This window comes from Paraburkholderia sp. Ac-20342, from assembly GCF_017104985.1.
Taxonomy (GTDB): domain Bacteria; phylum Pseudomonadota; class Gammaproteobacteria; order Burkholderiales; family Burkholderiaceae; genus Paraburkholderia.
This window is the reverse complement of record NZ_JAAGPQ010000086.1, coordinates 1-22,098: the sequence shown is the minus strand read 5'-3', so window position 1 is coordinate 22,098 and position 22,098 is coordinate 1. Positions and strand designations below refer to the sequence as shown.

The 22,098-nt window shown below is 66.7% G+C and carries 22 protein-coding genes; 5 read left to right on the top strand and 17 right to left on the bottom strand.

Translation table 11 applies throughout. The features are described 5' to 3' along the window. Positions 1-5: 5 nt before the first annotated feature. From flgF to flgB, 5 genes are all read right to left on the bottom strand, one after another. Positions 6-764, bottom strand: coding sequence for a flagellar basal-body rod protein FlgF (flgF, locus tag G3N58_RS26805; protein WP_167047345.1), 759 nt, complete (start codon positions 762-764; stop codon positions 6-8). A 17-nt stretch (positions 765-781) separates the two neighbouring features. Next, the gene (locus tag G3N58_RS26800) at positions 782-2,293 is read right to left on the bottom strand and encodes a flagellar hook protein FlgE (RefSeq protein WP_167285525.1); all 1,512 of its coding nucleotides are present in this window, start codon (positions 2,291-2,293) and stop codon (positions 782-784) included. Between the two features lie 43 nt (positions 2,294-2,336). Next, complete coding sequence (locus G3N58_RS26795; RefSeq protein ID WP_206000675.1) at positions 2,337-3,047, bottom strand: flagellar hook assembly protein FlgD; 711 nt, start codon at positions 3,045-3,047, stop codon at positions 2,337-2,339. A 10-nt stretch (positions 3,048-3,057) separates the two neighbouring features. Continuing rightward, entirely contained in the window at positions 3,058-3,483 is a 426-nt protein-coding gene (gene flgC, locus G3N58_RS26790) for a flagellar basal body rod protein FlgC (RefSeq protein ID WP_085483139.1), read from the bottom strand. A gap of 253 nt (positions 3,484-3,736) precedes the next feature. Then, positions 3,737-4,234, bottom strand: a complete 498-nt coding sequence (flgB, locus tag G3N58_RS26785) for a flagellar basal body rod protein FlgB (protein ID WP_167047336.1) — start codon at positions 4,232-4,234, stop codon at positions 3,737-3,739. A 242-nt stretch (positions 4,235-4,476) separates the two neighbouring features. Here flgB and flgA point away from each other — a divergent pair, with 242 nt between their 5' ends. From flgA to G3N58_RS26760, 5 genes are all read left to right on the top strand, one after another. Further along, positions 4,477-6,063 carry a flagellar basal body P-ring formation chaperone FlgA gene (gene flgA, locus G3N58_RS26780; protein ID WP_206000673.1) on the top strand — a complete coding sequence of 529 codons (1,587 nt, stop codon included), beginning with the start codon at positions 4,477-4,479 and terminating at the stop codon, positions 6,061-6,063. Between the two features lie 207 nt (positions 6,064-6,270). After that, positions 6,271-6,624 carry a flagellar biosynthesis anti-sigma factor FlgM gene (flgM, locus tag G3N58_RS26775; protein ID WP_167047331.1) on the top strand — a complete coding sequence of 118 codons (354 nt, stop codon included), beginning with the start codon at positions 6,271-6,273 and terminating at the stop codon, positions 6,622-6,624. Positions 6,625-6,718: 94 nt separating this feature from the next. Further along, positions 6,719-7,168, top strand: coding sequence for a flagellar protein FlgN (locus G3N58_RS26770; RefSeq protein ID WP_167047328.1), 450 nt, complete (start codon positions 6,719-6,721; stop codon positions 7,166-7,168). Positions 7,169-7,662: 494 nt separating this feature from the next. Further along, the gene (locus G3N58_RS26765) at positions 7,663-7,845 is read left to right on the top strand and encodes a type II toxin-antitoxin system HicA family toxin (protein ID WP_167047325.1); all 183 of its coding nucleotides are present in this window, start codon (positions 7,663-7,665) and stop codon (positions 7,843-7,845) included. Next, a complete protein-coding gene (locus tag G3N58_RS26760) occupies positions 7,842-8,252 on the top strand; it encodes a type II toxin-antitoxin system HicB family antitoxin (protein WP_167047322.1) in 411 nt (136 codons plus the stop codon). The genes G3N58_RS26765 and G3N58_RS26760 overlap by 4 nt, the downstream gene beginning before the upstream one ends. Positions 8,253-8,356: 104 nt before the next feature. Here G3N58_RS26760 and G3N58_RS26755 read toward each other — a convergent pair whose 3' ends face one another. From G3N58_RS26755 to G3N58_RS26700, 12 genes are all read right to left on the bottom strand, one after another. Continuing rightward, the gene (locus G3N58_RS26755; protein WP_167285523.1) at positions 8,357-9,091 is read right to left on the bottom strand and encodes an RNA polymerase sigma factor FliA; all 735 of its coding nucleotides are present in this window, start codon (positions 9,089-9,091) and stop codon (positions 8,357-8,359) included. Between the two features lie 29 nt (positions 9,092-9,120). Next, on the bottom strand, positions 9,121-9,990 hold the full coding sequence (locus G3N58_RS26750; protein WP_206000672.1) for an AAA family ATPase: 870 nt from the start codon (positions 9,988-9,990) through the stop codon (positions 9,121-9,123). Beyond that, the gene (gene flhF, locus G3N58_RS26745) at positions 9,983-12,049 is read right to left on the bottom strand and encodes a flagellar biosynthesis protein FlhF (RefSeq protein WP_206000670.1); all 2,067 of its coding nucleotides are present in this window, start codon (positions 12,047-12,049) and stop codon (positions 9,983-9,985) included. The genes G3N58_RS26750 and flhF overlap by 8 nt, the downstream gene beginning before the upstream one ends. A gap of 292 nt (positions 12,050-12,341) precedes the next feature. Then, on the bottom strand, positions 12,342-14,444 hold the full coding sequence (gene flhA / locus G3N58_RS26740; RefSeq protein WP_167047311.1) for a flagellar biosynthesis protein FlhA: 2,103 nt from the start codon (positions 14,442-14,444) through the stop codon (positions 12,342-12,344). Beyond that, positions 14,441-15,685 carry a flagellar biosynthesis protein FlhB gene (flhB, locus tag G3N58_RS26735; protein ID WP_206000668.1) on the bottom strand — a complete coding sequence of 415 codons (1,245 nt, stop codon included), beginning with the start codon at positions 15,683-15,685 and terminating at the stop codon, positions 14,441-14,443. Before flhB ends, flhA begins: the two co-directional genes overlap by 4 nt. Positions 15,686-15,914: 229 nt before the next feature. Next, positions 15,915-17,237, bottom strand: coding sequence for a DUF3443 domain-containing protein (locus tag G3N58_RS26730; RefSeq protein ID WP_206000666.1), 1,323 nt, complete (start codon positions 17,235-17,237; stop codon positions 15,915-15,917). An 11-nt stretch (positions 17,238-17,248) separates the two neighbouring features. Beyond that, positions 17,249-17,797: a DUF2844 domain-containing protein gene (locus G3N58_RS26725; protein ID WP_206000664.1), complete on the bottom strand. Its 549-nt coding sequence runs from the start codon at positions 17,795-17,797 to the stop codon at positions 17,249-17,251. A 277-nt stretch (positions 17,798-18,074) separates the two neighbouring features. Next, entirely contained in the window at positions 18,075-18,785 is a 711-nt protein-coding gene (gene cheZ / locus G3N58_RS26720; protein ID WP_206000662.1) for a protein phosphatase CheZ, read from the bottom strand. A gap of 1 nt (position 18,786) precedes the next feature. Beyond that, positions 18,787-19,182: a chemotaxis response regulator CheY gene (cheY, locus tag G3N58_RS26715; RefSeq protein WP_167285517.1), complete on the bottom strand. Its 396-nt coding sequence runs from the start codon at positions 19,180-19,182 to the stop codon at positions 18,787-18,789. Between the two features lie 60 nt (positions 19,183-19,242). Further along, positions 19,243-20,331 carry a chemotaxis response regulator protein-glutamate methylesterase gene (locus G3N58_RS26710; RefSeq protein WP_167047622.1) on the bottom strand — a complete coding sequence of 363 codons (1,089 nt, stop codon included), beginning with the start codon at positions 20,329-20,331 and terminating at the stop codon, positions 19,243-19,245. A 5-nt stretch (positions 20,332-20,336) separates the two neighbouring features. Beyond that, positions 20,337-21,050: a chemoreceptor glutamine deamidase CheD gene (gene cheD, locus G3N58_RS26705; protein ID WP_167047294.1), complete on the bottom strand. Its 714-nt coding sequence runs from the start codon at positions 21,048-21,050 to the stop codon at positions 20,337-20,339. Then, a complete protein-coding gene (locus G3N58_RS26700) occupies positions 21,047-22,000 on the bottom strand; it encodes a CheR family methyltransferase (RefSeq protein WP_167047291.1) in 954 nt (317 codons plus the stop codon). Before G3N58_RS26700 ends, cheD begins: the two co-directional genes overlap by 4 nt. Between the last annotated feature and the right edge of the window lie 98 nt (positions 22,001-22,098).

Here is a 22,098-nt window from a genome sequence, read left to right as displayed (position 1 = left end):
ATCCGTCAGCTGAAGCTGAGCAGCTGGTTGGCGGACTGATCGTTCTTGTCGGCGTTTTCCAGCAGCTGCGTCTGCATCTGGAACTGGCGCGCGTTGGTGATCATCGAGACCATCGCGCTGACCGGATTCACGTTGCTGCCCTCGAGCGAGGCCGGTGCGAGCGTGACGGTCGGATCGGCGTCGGCGGGATTGCCGTCGGCGGTGCGAAAGAGGCCGTCGTCGCCGCGCGTGAGCGTCTGCGGATCGGGGTTCACGAGCTTCAGCTGATCGACGGTCACGACCGCGGTCGGCGGATCGCCGGGCGTCAGCGCCGACACCGTGCCGTCCTTGCCGATCGTGATCTCCGCGCCCGGCGGCACCGACACCGGCCCGCCGTTGCCGAGCACGACCTGATTGGTCGCGTTCACGAGCTGGCCGTTTTCGTCGATGTGCAGGTTGCCCGCGCGCGTGTAGGCCTCGTTGCCGTCGGCGGTTTGCACCGACAGCCAGCCCGGCCCCTGGATCGCCACGTCGAGCGGATTGCCGGTCTGCTGGATCGGCCCCGGCGTGTAGTCGGCGCCCGGCGTCGACGACAGCACGAACGTGCGGGTCGTGTCGTCGTTGATCGAGCTGCCGTCGCCGAACGACATCGGCACGGCGCGGAAGGTTTCGAGCTGCGCGCGAAAACCCGTGGTCGAGGCGTTCGCGAGGTTGTTCGCGACGATCGCCTGCTGTTCGAGCGCCTGCGTGCTGCCCGACATCGCGGTGTAGATCAGCCGATCCATGATGGGGTCCCGTTGGCTTACAGGTTGATCAGGGTCTGGTCGACGGTCTGCTGGGTCTTGATCGTCTGCGCGTTCGCCTGATAGTTGCGCTGCGCGGTAATCAGGTTCACCAGCTCGCTCGTCAGATCGACGTTCGAGTTTTCGACCGCGCCGCCTTGCAGCACGCCGTGATTGGTCGAGCCCGGCGCGGAAATCTGCGCGACGCCCGAAGCCGCGGTCTGTCCGTACTCGTTGTTGCCGAGATCGACGAGGCCGTTCTGGTTCGAGAAGTTCGCAAGCACGATCTGGCCGAGCGCGGCGGTCTGCCCGTTCGAGTAGTTGCCGGTCAGCGTGCCGTCGGTGCCGACCGTGAAGCTGGTCAGCTGGCCTGCCGCGTAGCCGTCGGTCGAGAGGCTGTTCACGCCGTCCTTGCCGCCGTACTGCGTGGTCGTGCCGAGGTTCAGCGTGATGTTTTGCGGCGTCGACGAACCGTCCGAGGTCGGGATCGACACGTTGAACGCGCCGAGCGTCGTGGTCGGCGTGCCGTCGGGGTTGGCCGTGCTGACGAGCGTGCCCGACGAGTTGAAGTTCGCCGTGCCGACGAGCGTCGCCGCGCCGGTCGAGGTGCCCGCGTACACGTTCCACGTGCCGGCGGACGTCTTCGCGAAATACATGTTGACCGTCTGCGAGCCGCCGAGCGTGTCGTAGGCGGTCGTGCTGGTCGAGTAGTTGTAGGTCGACGCGCTGTTCTGGTTGAACGCGGTCGGATTCGGCGCGACGGTGTAGCTGTCGCCGCTCGCCGGTGCGCCGCTGAACGTGATGCTCTCGCCGTTGCCGAGCGTGATCGCGGTGCCGGCGGTGAAGTCCTGCGAAGCCGAGGTCGTGCCGAGCGTGTGATCCGTGATCGTGTAGGTCGTCGGGCTCGTGAAGTTGATCGTGTAGTTGTCGGTGTTGGTGCCCGCGGCGCCGTTCGTGATCGTCGCGCCGGTCGTGTTGAGCGTGCCGGTGTTGCCCGCGCCGGCCGTCACGGTCGGCGCGCCGAGCATCAGGTCGTCCTGCGCGTTGAGGTTCAGGCCCGCGGTGATCGAGGTGGTCGCCTGCGGCGCGATGTTCGCGGTCGGCACCTTCAGCGGCACGGTCTGCGCGGTGTTGATGATGCCCGAGCTGTTGGCGCCGTAGCCCATCAGCTGGAGCCCCTGCGCGTTCGTGATGTAGCCGTTCTTGTCGAGCTGGAACACGCCGTTGCGCGAATAGGTCAGCGTGCCGTTGCTCGACATCTGGAAGAAACCGTTGCCGTTGATCGCCACGTTCAACGCCTGGTTGGTCGTGGTGATCGTGCCTTGCGAGAACTGCTGCTGCACTTCGGAAAGCTGCGTGCCGATACCGACCTGCTGGTTCACGGCCGTCGCGATCGAATTGGCGTACATGTCGGCGAATTCGGCGGTGCCGCTCTTGAAGCCGACCGTGTTGGCGTTGGCGATGTTGTTGCCGATCACGTCGAGATCGCTCGACGACGCGGACAACCCGCTCAAACCTTGTTGATAACCCATGACGTGCTCCGTATCTGGAAAGTCGTAACTGAATTGATCTGAATCAGAGGATCGCGGCGATGTCCGTCAGCCCGACCGTCGAACCATTCGACAGCACGAGGCCCGCCGTACCGCTGCTCTGCGTCACGACGCCGTCCACGGTCGCGCCGGTCAGCGTGGTGGCCGTGGCCTGCTGGCCGTTGATCGAGCCGGTCGCGGTGATCGTGTAGGTGCCGTCGGCGAGCGTATTGCCCGCCGCGTCGGTCGGCGTCCAGCCGACCGGCACCGTGCCGGCCGACTGCTTGCCGAGGTCGATCGTGTTGACGATCGTGCCGGCCGAGTTCTTCACGACCACCTGCAGGTCGCTCACGTCGTTGGCGAGCGTGACGCCGAACGGCGTGGCCTTGCCGCTCGCCACCGAGATCGAATTGCCCGGCGCGAGCACGGTCGAGCCGATCAGCAGCGCGGACTGCGATTGCTGGCCCGCCGAAAGCTGCGTCGACAGCGAGGACAGCGAGGTGTTGAGCTGGCTGATGCCCTGCACCGTGCTGATCTGCGCGAGCTGCGAGGTCATCTGCGAGCTGTCCATCGGATTGGTCGGGTCCTGGTTCTTCAGCTGCGCGACGAGCAGTTGCAGAAACGTGTTCTGCAGATCGGTGGCCGAGGTGCCCGACGTGCTGCCCGTCGAACCGGTCGCGTTCGCGCCGTTCATCGTGTCGAGCAGCGTCTGCGAAACGGTCGTGCCGTTGCTGCCGATCGTGGTGTTGGTGGTCAAGGCTCTCTCCTCAGGTTCCGATCGTGAGCGTTTTCAGCATCAGGGTTTTGGCGGTGTTCAGCGTTTCGACGTTGGCCTGATACGAACGCGAAGCCGAGATCATGTTGACCATTTCCTGCACCGGGTCGACGTTCGGCAAGGTCACGTAGCCGTCGGCGTCGGCGGCCGGATTGCCGGGTTCGTAGGCGGTCTTCATCGGCGAAGGGTCGTCGATCACGCCCGTCACCTGCACGCCGCCGACCTGCTGGCCGGAGCCCGAGCGCGCGCCGCCGAGCGGGTTCACCGCGAACACGACCTGCTTGGCCTTGTACGGCTGGCCGTCCGGGCCGGTGGTACTGTCCGCGTTGGCGAGGTTCGACGCCGTCACGTTGAGCCGCTGCGACTGCGCCGACATCGCGGAGCCTGCAACACCAAAAATATTCATCAGGGATGGCATGTTTCCTGACCTCTCCTGCCGGTTCGGGCCGGCTTCACGTTAAGTCCCGTAGCGTTTCGTTCGGTACCGCCACGCTCGTTCGCGCGGATCGCGCGCCTGTCTTGAGCGTGTTTCGCGCATCTGTTGCATCTGTTATCTGTTGCGTGCGCTTTGCTGCGTTTGCCTTACTTTGCTGCGCCTGGCAGCCTCTGCGTTCCGCGCGCTTTGGCGCTTTGCCGCCATGCGCGCGGATCGTGTATTCGTGTGCCCCCGGTTAGCTGCCCGACGTGATCGCCGCGAGCATCGTCTTCACCTGGTTCGACACCACCGTCATGCCCGATTCGAAATGCAGCGTGTTGTCGGCGAACTGCACGCGCTCGGTGTCGATGTCGACCGTGTTGCCGTCGAGCGAAGGCTGCACCGGAATCCGGTATTGCAGGTTGCCGTAGTCGTCGGGGCTGCCGCCCGTTGCCGTGAGCGTCGTCTTGCCGCTCATGTGGCCGGGTTCGGTCGCCGACATCGACATGCCGCTCGTCACGCCGGCCGGTTGCGTCATCGCGAGCGTCGAGCTGTTCGACGCACCCTGGCCCGCGCTGCTGCCGCCCGTCTTCTTCAGCGCACCGGCAAGCGACGAGGCGAAGTCGACGTCGCGCGCCTTGTAGCCGGGCGTGTCGGCATTGGCGATGTTCGACGACAGCAGTTCCTGCCGGTAGGCGCGCACATCCATCGCCTGCCGGCCGAAGGCGAATTCGGCATCGAGTTTGTCCAGCATGGAAATCTCCCGAGAACGTTCCCAAGGTCTTGCCGTGAATGCGCCGAACCTGTCGTGCGCTGAACATGCAAGCGAGCGGCGCGGCGGCCGGCAAGACCTTTTTGCATGAGGTGCATCTTATGGGCCGGGCGCAAGCGGCAATCGGACGAATAACCGGGAAAGGGGGCTTCTATTCAACGTTTGCGCGAGAGAGGCGCTCACTAGAATGCAAGGCGTACCGATGCATTCGATGGAGACCCACGATGGACCAGCCCACTTCCGCCTTGCCGCAGCGCACGTATTGCGCGGCGGCAGATCGTGCAGATTCGGGCGCGAGTGCGGGTATGGTTGCGGGCGCGGAAGAGGGTTCGCGGCACGCCATGCACGCACCGCGGGTTGTGCCGCGCGTGGCGATGCGAGCCGGCTCGCGGCTGCTCGCGCGTCTTTGCACGCGGCTCGTCGTGCAGGTCGCGTTATGGGTCGCGGGCGGCATCGTGCTGTTGCCGGCCACAACCCAGGCGCAGGCGCAAGAGCACGACGGCGGCGGGCCGATCGTGATTCCGGGACCCGGCGAAAAGAATCCGGCGGCGCTCAACGATCTCGTGCAGCAGATGCAGACGCCCGCGCAGCGTGCGTCCTCGGCGGCGTCGCTGGCGGCTGCCACGGCACAGTCGCTCGGGCGGGCGCCGGCCTCGCGGCCAACCGCCGATAACGATGCGTTCGCACGCGCCGCGGGCGCGAGCGGCGCGATCGTCATTCCGGGCGCGGGCGAAGCCCCCGCCGCCGCGCCGGCGCTGATCCGCACGAGCTTCAGGCCGGACGCCAGCGGCGTCGTGACGATTCCCGCGCCGGCCAATGCGGGGGCCTCGGGCGTGGCACGCGTGAACATCGAGCCAGCCGCGCGCGCCGCTGTCCCGGTAACGGTGACGCCCGCGCCGAACGGTGTCGGCGCTGCCAATGCGCGGCCCATCGCCGCCAATGCGCCGCAAGGCGGTTTCGATAGTCTCGCGGCACGCGGCGAACCGCCCGAATTCGGTGCGAACGGCAAGCCAATCGCCTCGGTGCAACCGCAGGCAGGCGCAGTGGCTACGGTTGCAGTTGCCGCAACGCCCGCGCGAACGCAGGTGGCCGCGGCACGTCAGCCGGTGACGGCCCTGACACTGAGAAACCAGCAGATGGCCGCCGCCGCGGCCATCGCAACGCCTGCGCAAGCCGCACCGCTGCCCGGTCAGCAGGACCCGGAAGCGATCCACGCCGCCGCGCTCGCGTTCCTGCAGCAGCAGTCCGCGGGATTGCCCGGCAAGGTCGACATCACGGTCGCGCCCGCGTTTCCGCGCGGGCTGGCCGCCTGCACCTCGCTCGAACCGTTCCTGCCGAGCGGCGCGCGCCTGTGGGGCCGCATGACGGTCGGCGTGCGCTGCGCGGGCGAGAAGCCGTGGACCCTCTACCTGCAGGCGCGCATCGCGCTGCACGCGACCTACTACCTCGCCTCGCGCGCGATGGCGCCGGGCGAAGTGCTGACGGCCGCCGACCTCGTCGCGCGCGACGGCGATCTGACCGGCCTGCCGCAGGCGATCGTCACCGATCCGTCGCAGGCGGTCGGCTCGGTCTCGCTCGTGCGGATCGCGAGCGGCATGCCATTGCGCCGCGACATGCTGAAGAGCGCGTCGGCGGTGGCGATCGGCCAAACCGTGCGGGTCGTGGCCGCCGGCGACGGCTTCTCGATTTCGGCCGAGGGCAGCGCGATGAGCAACGCGTCGCCGGGCCAGCAGGTGCGGGTCAAGACCGCGAACGGGCAGATCATCTCCGGCATCGTCAAGGATGACGGAACGGTCGAGATCCAGATGTGAGCAGGTTCGCTGCCCTGCCTCGCGCGAACGGGCTCGCGGCCGGAACGACCGTGGCGCATGTGCGCGGGGAGCGTGTCGCGGCGCGGGTGGAAACGATGTGGAAAGGGTCGGATGGCCAGGCAAAGCCGGGCCGGGCGTGGAGCGATTGCGCTAAAGTTTTGAGCGGCGCTTGCCGTTATCAGAATCAAATCGTTCAGGAAGCCTATCGTGAAAGTCGATTCCACCACCTCATCGAATCTGCCGACGTTGAAAGACGCCGTATCCCGTTCGCAACAGGGCGACACCGCGCCGGCAACGGGCGCCACGCAGGGCGCGAGCACGGGCGCGCCGAGCTCGAACAGCGGCGCCGGCGACGCGAACGTGAGCCTGTCGGGCCTGTCGCAGCATCTGCGCAGCCTCGCGGCGAGCGGTTCGGCCGACATCGACATGGCGCACGTCGAGTCGATCAAACAGGCCATCAAGGACGGCACGCTGCAGATCGACTCCGGCAAGATCGCCGACGGCGTGCTGCAGACGGCGCGCGACCTGTTGCAGAACAAAACCTCGTCGACCGGCAACTGATCGGCACCTCGCAGTGCGACGACATGCCGGGCGGCGTTCGACAAACTCGGCTCGCGCACCCCGCGCGCGCCGCCGCGCATAGCGAGTCGTTGACATGAAAGACGCCCTGGTTGCCATCCTGATCGAAGAACATTCGACCGTCGAAGCGTTCGCCTCGATTCTCACGCTCGAAACGAAGGCGCTGACCGCTGTGTCGCCGCTGGACGAGCAACTGCCCGCGATCGTCGAGAAGAAAACCGAATTGGTTGGCGTGCTCGCGCGGCTCGAAGCCGCGCGCGACGCGCAACTGGCCGAGCTCGGCTTGCCGGCCGGCTGGTCCGGCATGGAACTCGCGGCGAGCACCGACACGCGGCTCGCGATGCAGTGGAAGCTGCTGCAAAAAGCGGCCGAGCGAGCGCGGCGCGTCAATACCAACAACGGCGAGCTGATCCGCGTGCGCATGGATTACAACCAGCGCGCGCTGAAGGCGCTACAGGTCAACGTGCCGCCCAAGGTCAATCTGTATGGCCCGGATGGGCGGGTGCCGGCTTATTCGGGACTTTGATCCGCTCGTACACGCGCGACACTTCTTCCCAGGAAAAACCTGACGCGTGAGCTCGAAAAATAGTCAGAACGAGCCTGCCGACTCGAAATAGATTCGGCCGGCTCGAACCCGGCTCGTTTTTGGCGCCATTTCGGCCAAAGACTCGAAATCCAACGACGGCTTCGCGCGGTCGGTCTCAGTGCGGGCCCGCTTGAAAGCCTCGCGGACGACCTGTTGGATACGATCGGGAACGCGCCTCGGCAGGTGGGCGTACTGCTTGCGCCTGTTCTTCGCGATGCCGATCCGGCAACGCCGCCCTTCCCTCACCACATCTCCCTCTTTCTCGCAACGTTAGCCATTCGGCTAGCTGGCGCGCAGCGCCACATCACGTTGAAATGGCAGTCCCGCTCGCGTTTTCGTATGCGTCGCCCGGCTCACCGTTACGGCGCATTCACACGCGAGATTTTGCCACTATCGAGGTTGTGTAATGATGTGTATGATGAGAGGACTGCAGTATGAAGAGCGCCGAGGTCGTCAAATTGATCCAAGCCCATGGCTGGCAACTCGTCCGGATAACGGGCAGCCACCATCATTTTCGGCACGCGGAAAAGTCCGGTCTCGTGACCGTCCCGCATCCGAAAAAGGATCTTCCGCCCGGCACACTGAACAGCATTCTGAAACAGGCGGGGCTGAAATGAAGCATCTGATCTTTCCAATCGCAGTCGAGCCTGGAGACGGCACGCACGCGTTCGGCGTGGTGGTGCCCGACATTCCGGGCTGCCACTCCGCGGGCGATACGCTCGAGGAAGCCTATGCGAATGCCAGGGAAGCGATCGAATCCCACCTCGAAACCCTGCTCGACGAAGGGTTGCCGCTGCCCGAGCCGCTCACGCTCAGCGCGCATCGGCGCAATCCGGAGTTCGCGGGTTTTGTGTGGGGGTTCGTGACAACGCGCAACATTCCGGCGTTGAGAAAAGCGGTGCGCATCAACATCTCGCTGCCCGAGGTCCTGGTGCAGGAGATCGACGCGTATGCGCAGGCGCGCGGCATGTCGCGCTCGGCATTTCTGGCGCTCGCCGCCGAACATGAAATGGCCGGCGCGTGAGAAACACTGTGCGGCAAGCTGCGCACGTCGTGCAGCGAGCCTGTTGGCGCTGCCTCGGTTGAACAGGGGCGGGCGGGCCGCCAGCCGGTCTTCAAACCAGCGCTTCAGTTCGTCTCGGCGTTCGCCCAGGCCATTTCGCGCAGCCGCGCGCGCAGGCGCGCCACGGCCTGGCTATGCAGCTGGCACACGCGCGATTCGCTGACTTCCATCACCGCGCCGATTTCGCGCAGGTTCATGCCGCGCTCGTAGTACAGCGACATCAGCAGCTTCTCGCGCTCCGGCAAGCGGTCGATCGCCTCGACGAGCGCCGCGCGCAGGCTGTCGTCGAGCAAGGCCGAGAGCGGGTCCGAATGATCGACGCAGTAGCGGTCCAGAAACGGCTCGTCGTCGGCGGAACGGTCGAAGTCTTCGTAGTAGATGAGCTGGCTGCCGTGCAGGTCCTGCAGCATCGACTGATACTCGTCGAGCGGCATCTGCAGGTGCTCGGCGACCTCCGTTTCGCTCGCCGAGCGGCCGAGGTTCTGCTCCACCTTGTGCACCGCCGTTTCCACTTCGCGCGACGTGCGTCGCAGGCTGCGCGGCAGCCAGTCGTTGCTGCGCAGCTCGTCGAGCATCGCGCCGCGAATCCGCTGGCTGGCGTAGGTCTCGAACTGCGCGCCCTGGTCTTCCTTGTAGCGCCCGGCGGCATCCAGCAAGCCGATCATGCCGGCCTGGATCAGGTCGTCGAGATCGACGCTCGCCGGCATTTTCGCGACCAGCTGCAAGCCGAGCCGACGCACCAGCGGTGCGTACTTCGTCAGAACTTCGGCCTGGGAAATCTTTCCCTGAGCGTTGTACATCGTGCTCCCCTTCTCCTCGTGCACGCCGCTTAAGCGTGCTGCGCGGACGGTTGGTCGGCGTGGTGCGCCGCTGTAACTGTCGCGGACGCCCGCCGGGGCGTTTGCGACGACATCGCTGGCCGCATCGGCCAGTACTGCAATTCGGCGGCGAGCTGGCGGAAGTCGCGCGCGGCCGGCGCCGACGGGAACGCGTCGACGACACAGCGCGACAACTCCAGCGCCCGCGCCATGCGAGCGTCGGCCGCAATGCAGCCGGCGTCTTCGAGCGACACCGTCAGATAGCGCCCGGCCACGCCGGCAAAATTCGCGAACGTGGCATGCGCGTCGTTTGCGCTTTGCACATGATTCGCCAGCAGGCGAAACTGTGCGAACGCGTGCGCGTAGTGCAGACGCTTCATGCACGCATACGCGTCGGTGATCGCCTGGGCCGACACGCGCGTGACGATCATCACGTCGTGCGCCTGCTTCGCGAACGGCGAGAGATGCCCTGCGTCGTCGAGTTGCGCGTCGATCAGCACGATGTCGGCGGAACCGTCGAGCAACACGCTGAAGTCGGTCTCCGCGTGCCCCTCGCGGTTGTTGCGCGAGGCGGCCAGCACCGAAAAGCCGAGCGCATGGCGCGCGGCGGCGCAATCCACCGCCATCTCGCCGCGCATCACCGCCGCGAAATTGCCCGCGCCGCGCAAGCCGCCGAGCATCGCGCTCACCGATTGCTCGCCGACGCATTCGTCGATCACGAGCACGTCCTTGCCCTGCTGCGCGAGCGCCGCGGCGAGATTGACGACCACGGTCGTGCTCCCGGCGCCCGCCGCCGCGCCCGTCACCGCGATCACGCGCGCGCCGCCGCGGGCAAGCAGCCGCCGCAGTCCTTCCGCCTGATCCGAAACGAGCTTATCCAAAGCGAACCTCGTGCAGCTCGGCCGTCGAGCGCGCGGACAGCGAAGACAGCAACGCGGGAATGTCGTCGTCCTGCGGCACGAACGGCGAGTTGTCGCGCGGAATGCAGAACGTGCTCTTGATGAGGAATTTCTTCGTCGCGACGTACAGGTTCTCCGGCACTTTCTGTCCGGTCGAGACGTAATGCACGGGCAGCTTGTAGCGAATCACCGTGTCGAGTACGCCGCCGAGGTTGGTCGCTTCGTCGAGCTTGGTGAGAATGCAACCGGCGAGCGGCTGCTGGTCCGGCGCGCGCTGATACGCCTGCACGACTTCGTTCAGCGTGTCGCCGTGGCTCGTCGCGTTGAGCAGCAGAAGGCGCTGCACCGGCTGACCGGCTCGGCACAGCATCGCGATCTGGTCCGACACGAGGCGGTCGCGCTGGCTCATGCCGATCGTGTCGATCAGCACGATGTGCTTGTTGCGCAGCTCGGAGAGCGCGAGTTGCAGATCGGCGCTGTCCTTCACCGCATGCACCGAGACGCCAAGAATCTTGCCGAAGATGCGCAGCTGCTCGTGACCGCCGATCCGGTAGCTGTCGGTCGTGAGCAGCGCGACCTTGCTCGCGCCGAAGCGCATCACGCAGCGCGCGGCGAGCTTGGCCGTGGTCGTCGTCTTGCCGACGCCGGTCGGGCCCATCAGTGCGAACACGCCGCCGCGCTCCATCAGCGCGTCTTCGTTTTCCATCACGGGCAGATTCGATTCGAGCACCGAGCGAACCCAGTCCATGCCGCCGTCCATCGTCTCGATGTCGTCGGGCAGGTTGTCGACCATCATCTGTACGAGCTGCGCGGAAAAACCCGCCGCGAACAGATGCTTGGTGAGCGCGGCGCGCGCCGGATTGCGGCGCTGGCGATCGCCCCACAAGAGGCCCGCGAAGTGCTCTTCCATCATGCCGCGCATCGACGACAGCTCGTTCATGACAGTGTCCTTGACGACCTGCTCCATACGCGCCTTGATCGCTTCGGCGACCGCGGCGGGCGTGCGGGTTTCGTCGGCGGCGGGCGGCATAGGCGCGAGCCTCTGCGCGGTGCGGCGCGCGGCGACCTGCGCGGCTTCGCGAGCCCACTCGGGCGTGTCGATGAAAGACGGCTCGGCAGCCGCCGGTTTGGCCGCGGGTCCAGTCGATGGTGCGGCGGCACGGTTCACCTCGACGGTGCTGCCGAGCCCCTTGGACGTCGCGACGGCAGGTGTCATCGCGGCGGGACGCGCGCTGTATTCGCCGCCCTGTTGCTGCTGCTCGGCGGCGATGCGGCGTGCGTGATCGATGAGCCACGGATTCGATTCGGCCATCGTGCGCGGCGCGATTGATTCGGTAGCGGCCGCGACGGGTGGCACCGGCACGCCGGCGGCCTTGAGCAGATCCGCGCGAATGTCTTCGGACAGACGTGTGGCGGCTGCGCGAGCACTGGAACTGGACGGCATGGCGGGCGCTGCCGCTGCAATAGACGCGGGCTGGCTCGCCGCGAGCGCGGCGCCGGCCGTTGCGATGTCGGTCGCGTTGCCGGCCGCACTTGGCGCGGCTTTGCCCGGCAATGCGGTGGCTGAAGCGGGCATCGCGTTGCCCGCGGAAAGCGCCGTCGAATGAAGCGCCGGATTCGCACCGGGCATGGCTTTCGGCACAGTGGCAATCGCCGCGCCATGCTGCGCGTCATTCGCGAACGCGCTGCTCACCGGCATCGCCCCCTCGCCCGCTTCCGGGCTCGCGCCGAACACCGACGAAAACACGTCGGGCATACCGCTCGCGTACGGATTCGCCGCTGCCATCGGTGCCGCCGGCAGCACGCGCGGTGCGACTTGCGAGCCCATGCCCGCCCCCATCGGCACAGCCAGCCCGGTCGCCGCGCCCTCGCGCGCTTTCGGTGTGATCGCAGCGAGATCGCTATCGGCGAGCGCGACGATTTCGACGCTGCCGTCGTCCATCGTGCGATTCGACAGCACGACCGCGTCGGGGCCAAGTGCTTCGCGAACGAGCCGCAGCGCATCGCGACTGGTAGCACCGACAAATTTACGAATGTTCAAGCTGGACCCCCGATGAGGTGAACGGACTAGCGGACCGGCGATATACCCTTCCCATTGAGATCAATTATTGCGAAAGCTGTCGAGCGACGATCGATGGATAAAGACCGTGAAAAGCGGGCTATTCGTGCGATGGACACATGCCGGACATGTCGCGCGAGCAAGTCGCGGCCGAGGTGGCGACACCCGCGAAGCCGCGCGCCGGGCCGCAAAACCACGGCCCCAAACAAAAACCGGCGCCTCGAAGCGCCGGTTTCCGCCGTCAATGCACACGCCCGCACGCACGCCAAGCCGCTCAGCCCTGCGCGCCGATCAGATTCACCACCTTGACGTGCCTCGTGTCGGGCACTTCCGCATACGACAGCACCTTCAGTTGCGGCAGGCTGCGGCGCAGGAAGCGCGCGAGCATCGGCCGCAACGCGTGCTGCACGAGCAGCACCGGCGCGAGACCGAGATTCTGCTGACGCGTCATCGCCTTCTGCGTCTCGGCGAGCAGCGTATGCGCGAGGCCCGGTTCGAGCCCCGGGTTCGGTCCGGTCGAGAGCGCCTGCGACAGCACGCGTTCGAGGTTCGCGTCGAGCCCCATCACCTGCATGTCGCCGGTACCGGGGAACCACTGCTGCGTGATCGCGCGGCCCAGCGCGAGGCGTACCGCGGCGGTCAGTTCGTGTGCATCGGTGATCTTCGCCGCGTGCTCGGCGAGCGCTTCGAGAATCGTGCGCATGTCGCGGATCGGCACGCCCTCTTCGAGCAGATTCTGCAGCACCTTTTGCAGCGTATTGAGCGGCAGCGCCTTCGGCACGAGATCGTCGACGAGCGAGGGCGTGTCCTTCTGCATCCGCTCGATCAGCGCCTGCACTTCGCGGCGGCCGAGCAGTTCCGACGCATGCGTGACGACGAGGTGATTGAGGTGCGTCGCCACCACCGTGCTCGAATCGACGACCGTGTAGCCGTACACCTGCGCCTGTTCGCGCAGGTTCGTGTCGATCCAGATCGCGGGCAGGCCGAACGCCGGGTCCTGGGTCGGCGTGCCGGGCAGCGCGGCCGACACCTGGCCCGGATTGATCGCGAGCCACTGGCCCGGATACGCTTCGCCCGCGCCGATCTCGACACCCTTCAGCGCAATGCGATAGCCGTTCGGCCGCAATTCGAGGTTGTCGCGAATATGAATGACGGGCGGCAAAAAGCCGATTTCCTGCGCGAACTTCTTGCGGATGCTCTTGATGCGCTTGAGCAGTTCGCCGTCCGAATTCTTGTCGACGAGCGGAATCAGCCGGTAGCCGACTTCGAGGCCGAGCGTGTCGATCATCGTCACGTCGTCCCAGCTGGCCTCGGTGTTCTCGACCGGCGCAAGCGCGGCCGGCGCGACCTCGGCGAGCGCGGTGCTGCTCTTGCGCTCCGCAGCGCGCTTTTTCATCGTGCGGCCGAGCTGGATCAGCGCGCCGCCGAGAATCAGGAACGCGAAGTGCGGCATGCCTGGAATCAGGCCCATTAGCACGAGAATGCAGCCCGTAATCATCAGCACGCGCGGATTCGTGAACAGTTGCCCCGTGAGCTGCGTGCCGATGTCCTCGTTGGTCGCGACGCGCGAAACGATCACGCCGGCCGCCGTCGAAATGACGAGCGACGGAATCTGCGCAACGAGGCCGTCGCCGATCGTCAGCAGCGTGTAGTTCTTGCCCGCCGCCGCAAAGCTCATGTCGTGCTGGACCATCCCGACGATCAACCCGCCGATGATGTTGATGACCATGATGAGCAGGCCGGCGATCGCATCGCCGCGCACGAACTTGCTCGCGCCGTCCATCGAGCCGTAGAACTCGGCTTCCTGGGCGACTTCGGCGCGGCGCTTCCTCGCCTGTTCCTCGTTGATGAGCCCCGCGTTCAGATCGGCGTCGATCGCCATCTGCTTGCCGGGCATCGCGTCAAGCGTGAAGCGCGCGGACACTTCGGCGATCCGCCCCGCGCCCTTCGTGATGACCATGAAGTTGATGACCATCAGGATCACGAACACGACGATCCCGACCGCGAAGTTGCCGCCCACGAGGAAGTGGCCGAACGACTCGATCACCTGGCCGGCCGCATCGGGGCCGGTGTGGCCTTCGAGCAGCACGATCCGCGTCGAGGCGACGTTCAGCGAGAGCCGCAGCAGCGTCGAGAACAGCAGCACGCTCGGGAATGCGGCGAAGTCGAGCGGCTTCATCGTGTACATGCTGACGAGCAGCACCATCACCGAGAGCGCGATGTTGAAGGTGAACAGCAGGTCCAGCAGGAACGGCGGCAACGGCAGAATCATCATGCCGAGGATCATGCAGATCAGCACCGGCCCGGCGAGGGCGCGCAGATTGGTGCTGCTCAAGGCATCCGGCCGTCGGCCGAGGAAACCGGCGCGAGCGTTCATGCGGAGGCTCCCTTGTTGGCGTTGTTCGTGTCGTCGCTAGCGGGGTCGAGCGTGTCGGCGGCTTCCGCGGCCGCGTCGTCTGCGTCTTCGGCCGCGTCGTCGTCCGATATGCCACCCTTGTCGAGTTCGGCAGGTACGTCGAGTTCGGTCGGCGCGACCGGCACCGCGCCGCCTTCGGTCCGGAAGCGCCGCAGCTGATAGACCCACGCGAGCACCTCGGCAACCGCGCCATAGAGCGGCCCCGGAATCTCGCGATTCAGCTCGACGTTGTGATAGAGCGCCCGCGCGAGCGGCGGCGCTTCGAGCAGCGGCACGTTGTGTTCGGCGGCGAGTTCGCGAATCCGCGCGGCCACGAGGTTCACGCCCTTCGCGACCACCTTCGGCGCGCGCATCTCGCCGTCGGTGTATTGCAGCGCGACCGCGAAGTGCGTCGGGTTCGTCACGACGACGTCGGCCTTCGGCACCTGCGCCATCATCCGGCGCCGCGCGATCGCGCGCTGCTGCTGGCGAATCTTGCCCTTGATGTGCGGATCGCCTTCGCTTTCGCGATGCTCGCGCTTCACCTCTTCCTTGGTCATGCGCAGCTTCTTGTGGAACTGCCAGAGCTGGTACGGCACGTCGAGCGCGGCCACCGCGAACATGCCCGCCACCGTCATGCCGCAGCACACGGCGATCAGATGCACGGAGTTGGCGAGCGCGAGATGGAGCGGCTGCGTCGCGAGCGCGAGGAATGCTTCGCGACGGTTCCAGATCGCCGTGCCGCCGATCAGCCCGACCACGAGCGTTTTCGCGATCGACATGCCGAGCTGGATCGGTCCGTTGATCGAAAAGATGCGGCCCAGGCCCTCGACCGGATTGAGCCGGCTGAACTTCGGTTCGAGCCCTTTCGCCGAGAGCTGCCAGCCGCCGAGCGCCATCGGCGCGAGCAGCGCGGCCGCGCCGGTCAGGCCGAGAATCGGCAGCAGCGCATAGAGCCCTTCGCGCGCGGCCGAGCCGGCGCCGCTCAGCATGCGGTTGGTGTCGAAGGTGCTCGCGTGATTGAACGCGAACGAGGCTCGCAGCATCGCCTCGAGGTGATCGCCGATCTGGCCGGACAGACCCCACACGCCGTAGAACCCCGCCGCCAGCAAAGCGAACGTCGACAGCTCCCGCGAACGCGCGACCTGCCCTTCCTCGCGCGCCTTCTGCAGGCGCCGGGGAGTGGCGGATTCGGTTTTTTCGAGGTCGCTATCCTCTGCCACGAAGCTCTCCAGTCGGCCGAGGCACGGCGCCTCTTTCCAGTGAGAGCGATTATTCCCGCTCGACGCAAGCGCCGATCGGCGGATAAGGGCGGAGAAACCGGGGTATTTCGACGGATGGCCCGTCAGGCCACGCGATCTCGCGCAGCCTGCCGGACTTCGGGCCGGGGTGTCCCGGCCCGGGATTCAGCCGGCCCGACGTCCGGCTGGGCGCTCGGAACGCTCGGAACGCTCAGAAGGCGACGAAAGGCGCGGCCCCGCCGTTCGCGGTCTTGTCGATGCCGTAGTACACGTAGCGGCCATAGAAGAACGGCAGACCGAGGTCGAAGCTGCTATTGCCGCCGATCTGGCCGGCGAGGTCGTTGAACGCATAGTTGGCGGCGTTGCCGAACAGCGTCGCCGCGCTCACGATGCCGATGCTGGCCGTTGTCGAGGCGTTGTTCAGGCCGACCAGCTTGACCGAGCGGGTTTGCGCCGACGACGGGCAGTAGAAGCCCGGGAAGTTGCTGCCGCACAGCGCGAGCGAACTATCGGCGAAGAAGTAGCCGTTCGAGCCGGAATCGAGGAACGCCTGCACCGTCGTGCCGTTGTACACGCTGCTGTTCAGGTCGCCGTACGGGTCGGTCGTGAAGGTCTGCGCGGCGGCGAGCGCGTTGTTCGACTGCGTGCCGATGCCGAACACGAGCGTGCCGTTCGCCGATGGCGCGCCGGCGTCGGGCAGCGGCGGCATCTGCACGATCACGCCGTTGTTGTCGGCGAGGAAATTCGCCACCGGATTGGCGACCTGCTGCGTGGTCTGCACCGCCGCGCGTATGCAGGACGCGCCGCTCGGGCAGGCGAAGTAGTTGCTGTAGGTCGCCGCGGTGGCGGCATTCGCGCAGGTGGCGCCGCAATCGATGGGCGCGGTGCCCACGCCGAGAATGCCGTTCGCGCCGAGCTCGCTGGCCGTGTTCTCGGCCGGGCCGCTGCCGCAGCCGCGCGCGGGTATCGTGCTCGCGTTCATGTCGCCGATGATCTGCAGCGGGATGCCGCTCGCGCTCGTCGTCTCGCCGCCCACCTTGACGATCGCGGTACGCACGGAGCCCCACGTGTAGCCGTCGGCGAACGTCGCGCATTCGGCGAGCGGCGCGCCATCGCTCGCCGACGCGCTCGTCGGCAACGCGGCGAGCAACGACTGATTGAGCACCGAGCTCACCACGCGCAGCCCGAACGAGCCGGTGTCGAGCTGGATGTTGTTGATCGTCTGGCAGTTGCTCGTGCCCGGCGCGCAGATCGTCACGCTGACGGCCGGAATATTCGGCACGCCGCTCACCCCGGCGCCGACCGTGATCGGCACCGTGTTGGCGGCGCTCGAGGCGATCGGCTGCTGGGTCGGGCTGGCCGGCAGCGAGCCGCCGTTCAGCGTGCTCGAGCCGTTGTTGCTGGAACTGGAGTTGTTGTCGCCGCCGCCACCGCCGCCGCATGCGGCGAGCGTGGCCGCGAGCACGACAGCGAATACGGCCAGCATGGCCTGCTTCCAGCCTTTGACTTTGGCGATCGTGTGCATGGTTCGCATCGTCGTCCTCATTACTGGATATCGGAGCCGCTGACACCGGCGGGCAGCGCGGACGGCAGCCACGCGACGCCGCTGAACGCGCCCATGTGGCCGGCCGACTGCACCACGAGTCCGCTCTGCTCGACGCTGACCGGACCGCGCGCATTGCCGCGCGCCGCGCGCGCGGCCTTCACGCCCGCCACGTACTGCGGGAAATAACTACCGAGCAGATCATTGAGATCGGGCATTTGCGGACCATGCCACGCGATGCCGAACACGGAGCCGTTGGCGGCAAGATATTCGCGGACCACGGTGCCGTTGCCGAACGTGGTCTCGCGCACGGTATAGGAAGCCGCCGTGGATGACGCGGCGGAAGCCGCACTCGATGCCGAGCGCATCACGCTCTGCGCCGCGCTACTGGCGGGCTGCACCACGCGGGAAGAAACCGAAGCGTCCGCGGGCGGCGTCAGCGGCGCGGCGCCGAGAGCCGCATGAGCGGACGGCGCGGCCATCAAGGCCGCGAGAGAACACGGTAAAACCAGCGCCACGGCTTGCACGGCGCGACATACACGACTGCGCATAACGATGCTCCTCCTGGACTGCGAGCGCGGCGCACGCGTCGCGCGAACCGGCCGCAGGTAGGCAGATGATACGGCACAGCCCCGCTCGCAACCTTGAGGAGTCTACCTCATCGGGTGACCGCCCGACGCTGCCGGAACGCCGTGCCGCGCTTCGACCTCGTAGTATGCCTGCGCCTGATGCCGGCCTGCAGAGGGCGCGAACGCGCGTAGGCCTTACCGTCCATTACAGACAGGAAACCGTCTGCAACGGGCGGGCTCGCCAACGCGCGCGCCCGCCTCAGAAGCCGAGGCTCGCGAGCAGATCGTCGACCTGCGATTGATCCTGCACCACGTCGGTTTTGCTTTCCGGATTGATCTGCGGACCGTTCAGCAGATGCTCGGGGCTGCCGGTCGGCGACACCTCGGCCGCGAGCGCCGCCGCGTTCGCCGCGAACTGCTCGCGCCGCTCGAGCGCGATGTTCTCGACGAGCACGCCGAGCAGCTGCTGCTCGATCAGATACACGACCTCGGTGATCTTCTTGATCACCTGGCCGGTCAGGTCCTGGAAGTCCTGCGCGAGCATGATCTCCATCAACTGCGCATTGGTCGCGCTGGTCGCCTCGGGCACGCCGCGCAGGAACGTGCGCGTGTCGTTCATGAGCGCGCGCACTTCCTCGCGCTCGATCGGCGCCGCGTACCACTGCTCCCAGCGCGCGTCGAGTTCGCCCGCGTCCTCGCGCAATTGCTCCTGCACCGGCTTCGCGATGTCGATCGCCGACAGCACGCGCTCGGCGGCCTGCTCGGTCATGTTGGCGATGTACTTCAGGCGGTCGCGCGCATCGGGCACGGCTTCGGCCGCGCGCTCGACGTGCTTGTCGAGCCCGAGTTCGCGCATCGAATCGCGCAGCGTGCGCGTCAGCTGGCCGATGCGCGCGAGGATGCGGTCCGATGCGAAGTCGCCGCTATCTTGGGCCGCGTCGGCGCCAGGCGTTTGGGTCGGCGCAGTCACGTCAGCTCCCGGCTTTCGCCATCTTCTCGAGAATCTTGTTGAGCTTCTCGTCGAGCGTCGCGGCCGTGAACGGCTTGACGACGTAACCGCTCGCGCCGGCCTGGGCCGCGGCGATGATGTTTTCCTTCTTCGACTCGGCCGTCACCATCAGCACCGGCAGATGCGAGAGATTGGCGTCGGCGCGGATTTCCTTGAGCATCGCGAGACCGTCGAGGTTCGGCATGTTCCAGTCGGAGATCACGAAGTCGTAGCTGCCGCCGCGCAGACGCGCGAGACCGGCCTGGCCGTCTTCCGCCTCGTCGACGTTCGCGTAGCCGAGCTCCTTGAGCAGATTGCGGACGATCCGGCGCATCGTCGGAAAATCGTCAACCACCAGAATCTTCATTCCCTTATCCATTTCCATTCCCTTTCTTGATTCATGATGCGGCGAGTGGCCGCGTCAATCTACGCGGGCGCATCATACCCGCTGAACGCGTTCGCCCATCGACGACAAACGCGCCATCACGCGCCGGCTCATTTCCGGCAGCGCGGCGATTTCGTCGGCGGCGCCGAGCGCGATCGCCTCGCGCGGCATGCCGAACACGATGCAGCTCGCTTCGTCCTGCGCCAGCGTATAGGCACCGGCCCTTTTCATCTCCAGCAGACCAGCCGCGCCGTCGCGCCCCATGCCGGTCAGAATCACGCCGACCGCGTTCTTGCCCGCATGCTGCGCGGCCGATCTGAACAGCACGTCGACCGACGGACGATGCCGGTTCACCGGCGGGTCGTCGGACAGGTGCGCGATATAGTTCGCGCCGCTCCTCGCGAGCAGCAGATGCGCGTGGCCGGGCGCGATATACGCATGCCCCGGCAGCACGCGCTCGCCGTGCTCCGCTTCTTTAACGGTAATCCGGCACAAACCATTGAGGCGTTGCGCGAAAGATTTCGTGAAGCCCGGCGGCATATGCTGCGCGATCAGCACCGCGGGCGCGTCGGGCGGCAGCGGCACGAGCACTTCGCGGATCGCCTCGGTGCCGCCCGTCGACGCGCCAACGATGATGAGCTTCTCGGTACTCAGCAACGGGTTGTTGAAGAGCGGCGTGTTGCCGGCCGGCGCATGCGCGGCGTGCGCGGCCGCATGCTGCACGGGCGCGGCCTGGCGCACGCGCGCGCGGGCGGCCGCGCGCACCTTGTCGGCGAGTTTTTCCGCGTAGTCGAGCATGCCGTCGCGAATGCCGACCTTCGGCTTGGTCACGAAATCGACCGCGCCCAGTTCGAGCGCGCGCAGCGTGATTTCATTGCCGCGCTCGGTCAGCGACGACACCATCACGACCGGCATCGGCCGCAGGCGCATCAGCTTTTCGAGGAAGTCGAGGCCGTCCATGCGCGGCATTTCGACGTCGAGCGTCAACACGTCGGGGTTGTGCTGCTTGATGAGTTCGCGCGCGACGAGCGGGTCGGGCGCAGTCGCCACCACCGTCATGTCCGGCTGGCCGTTGATGATCTCGGTCATCAGACTGCGGATCAGCGCCGAATCGTCGACGCACAGTACCTTGATCTTTTGCACAGCGCTCACGCCTCCTCTGTGGTTCTGGCGTTGTTGGAATAAGTCGGGCGCGGGCTCGCGCCGAACAGTTCGATTCTCGGCCGCGCGGCGGCCGGCGAAGCGAACAGCTCGACCCGCCTGCGCGCCGCCGCAAGCCGCTCGGCGCGCGCTTCGGCGCTTTGCCGCACGAGCGCCTGTTCGCGCTCGGCCACGCCCGCTTCCTGCTGCACGCGCAGTTTCTTCACCATCACCTGGCCCGTGCGCGGCATGAACGCGACCTTGCGCGGATGCGAACCCTGCAGGTCCTCGGCGACGATGCGGATTTTTTCGGTAGCGAGATAGCGGCGCACGAATTCGGAGTTGCGATCGCCGATGTTCATCGTCGTCATGCCGGCGAGCACCGCGCCGCCGCCGAACACCTTCGCCTCGAAACGCTCGCGCCGCCCGCCGGCCTTGATCAGTTCGTTGATCAGCACTTCCATCGCGTAGGCGCCGTAGCGCATCGAGTCCGACGCGGCCTGCGCGACGTCGGCGCCGTCGTCGGGCAGCATGAAGTGATTCATGCCGCCGATACCGGCGGTACGGTCCTGAATGCAGGCCGCGACGCACGAGCCGAGCACGGTCACGAGCACCATGTCCTCGTGTGTCGTGTAGAACTCGTTGGGCAACAGCTTCACGCCGGGGCGCTTGAAGTGGTTGTCGTAGTAGAGATTGGATGCGATCGGCAACGCGCTGCTCATGCTGTCACCCCGCTCGTCGTGTGATGCACCGCAGTGCGCGCGGGCGGGCGTTCGCCGCCTGCGTCGCGCGTCAGTTCATAGACGGTCTGTCCGCGCAGCCGGAACGCCTGCGTCACGTACGTGAAGTTCTCCGAATGACCGGCGAACAGCAGGCCGCCCGGCTTCATCAGCGGCTCGAAGCGCGTGAGCACCTGGGCCTGCGTCGGCTTGTCGAAATAGATCATCACGTTGCGGCAGAAGATCGCGTCGAACTGCGTGCGCAACGGGTAGTCGCGATCGGTCAGGTTCAACTGCTCGAAGCGCACGAGCGCGCGCACTTCGGGCCGCACCTTGACCATTCCCGCATGCGTGCCCGTGCCCTTCAGGAAGAAGCGCTTCAGCCGCTCGGGCGAGAGGTTCTTGACCTGATCGAACGGATAGACGCCGGCCTCGGCCTTCGCGAGCACCTGGGTGTCGATGTCGGTCGCGAGCACCGACGCCTGCCGCGCGCCGCTCTCGCCGAGCGCTTCGATCAGCGTCATCGCGATCGAGTAGGGCTCTTCGCCCGTCGAGGCGGCCGAGCACCACACGGAAACCGGCTGCGCGCGGCGCGGCACGAAGTCGGCGAGGATCGGAAAGTGATGCGCTTCGCGAAAGAACGCGGTGAGGTTGGTGGTCAGCGCGTTGGTGAACGCTTCCCACTCGGCCGGGTCGTTTTCCGCTTCGAGCAGATCGAGATACTGCCGGAACGTTTCGAGGCCGCGCGCGCGCAAGCGGCGCGCAAGGCGGCTGTACGCCATGTCGCGCTTGTGATCCGACAGCGAAATGCCCGCCGAGCGATGAATCAGATCGCGGATGCGGGCGAAGTCGGCCGACGTGAATTCGAAGTCACGCCCCGTTTCGGCGGGTCTCGCCGGCTCGATCCGGTCGGGGACCGCCCGTGCGGGGCGTTGCGGTGCGCGCGTCATCATGAGAGGTCTAGAACGTTTCCCAGTCGGCGTCCGAGCCCGCCGTCGCGGTGCTCGCGGCAAGCGCGGGAGCCGCTGCGGCCGGGCGCGCGGAGGCGCTA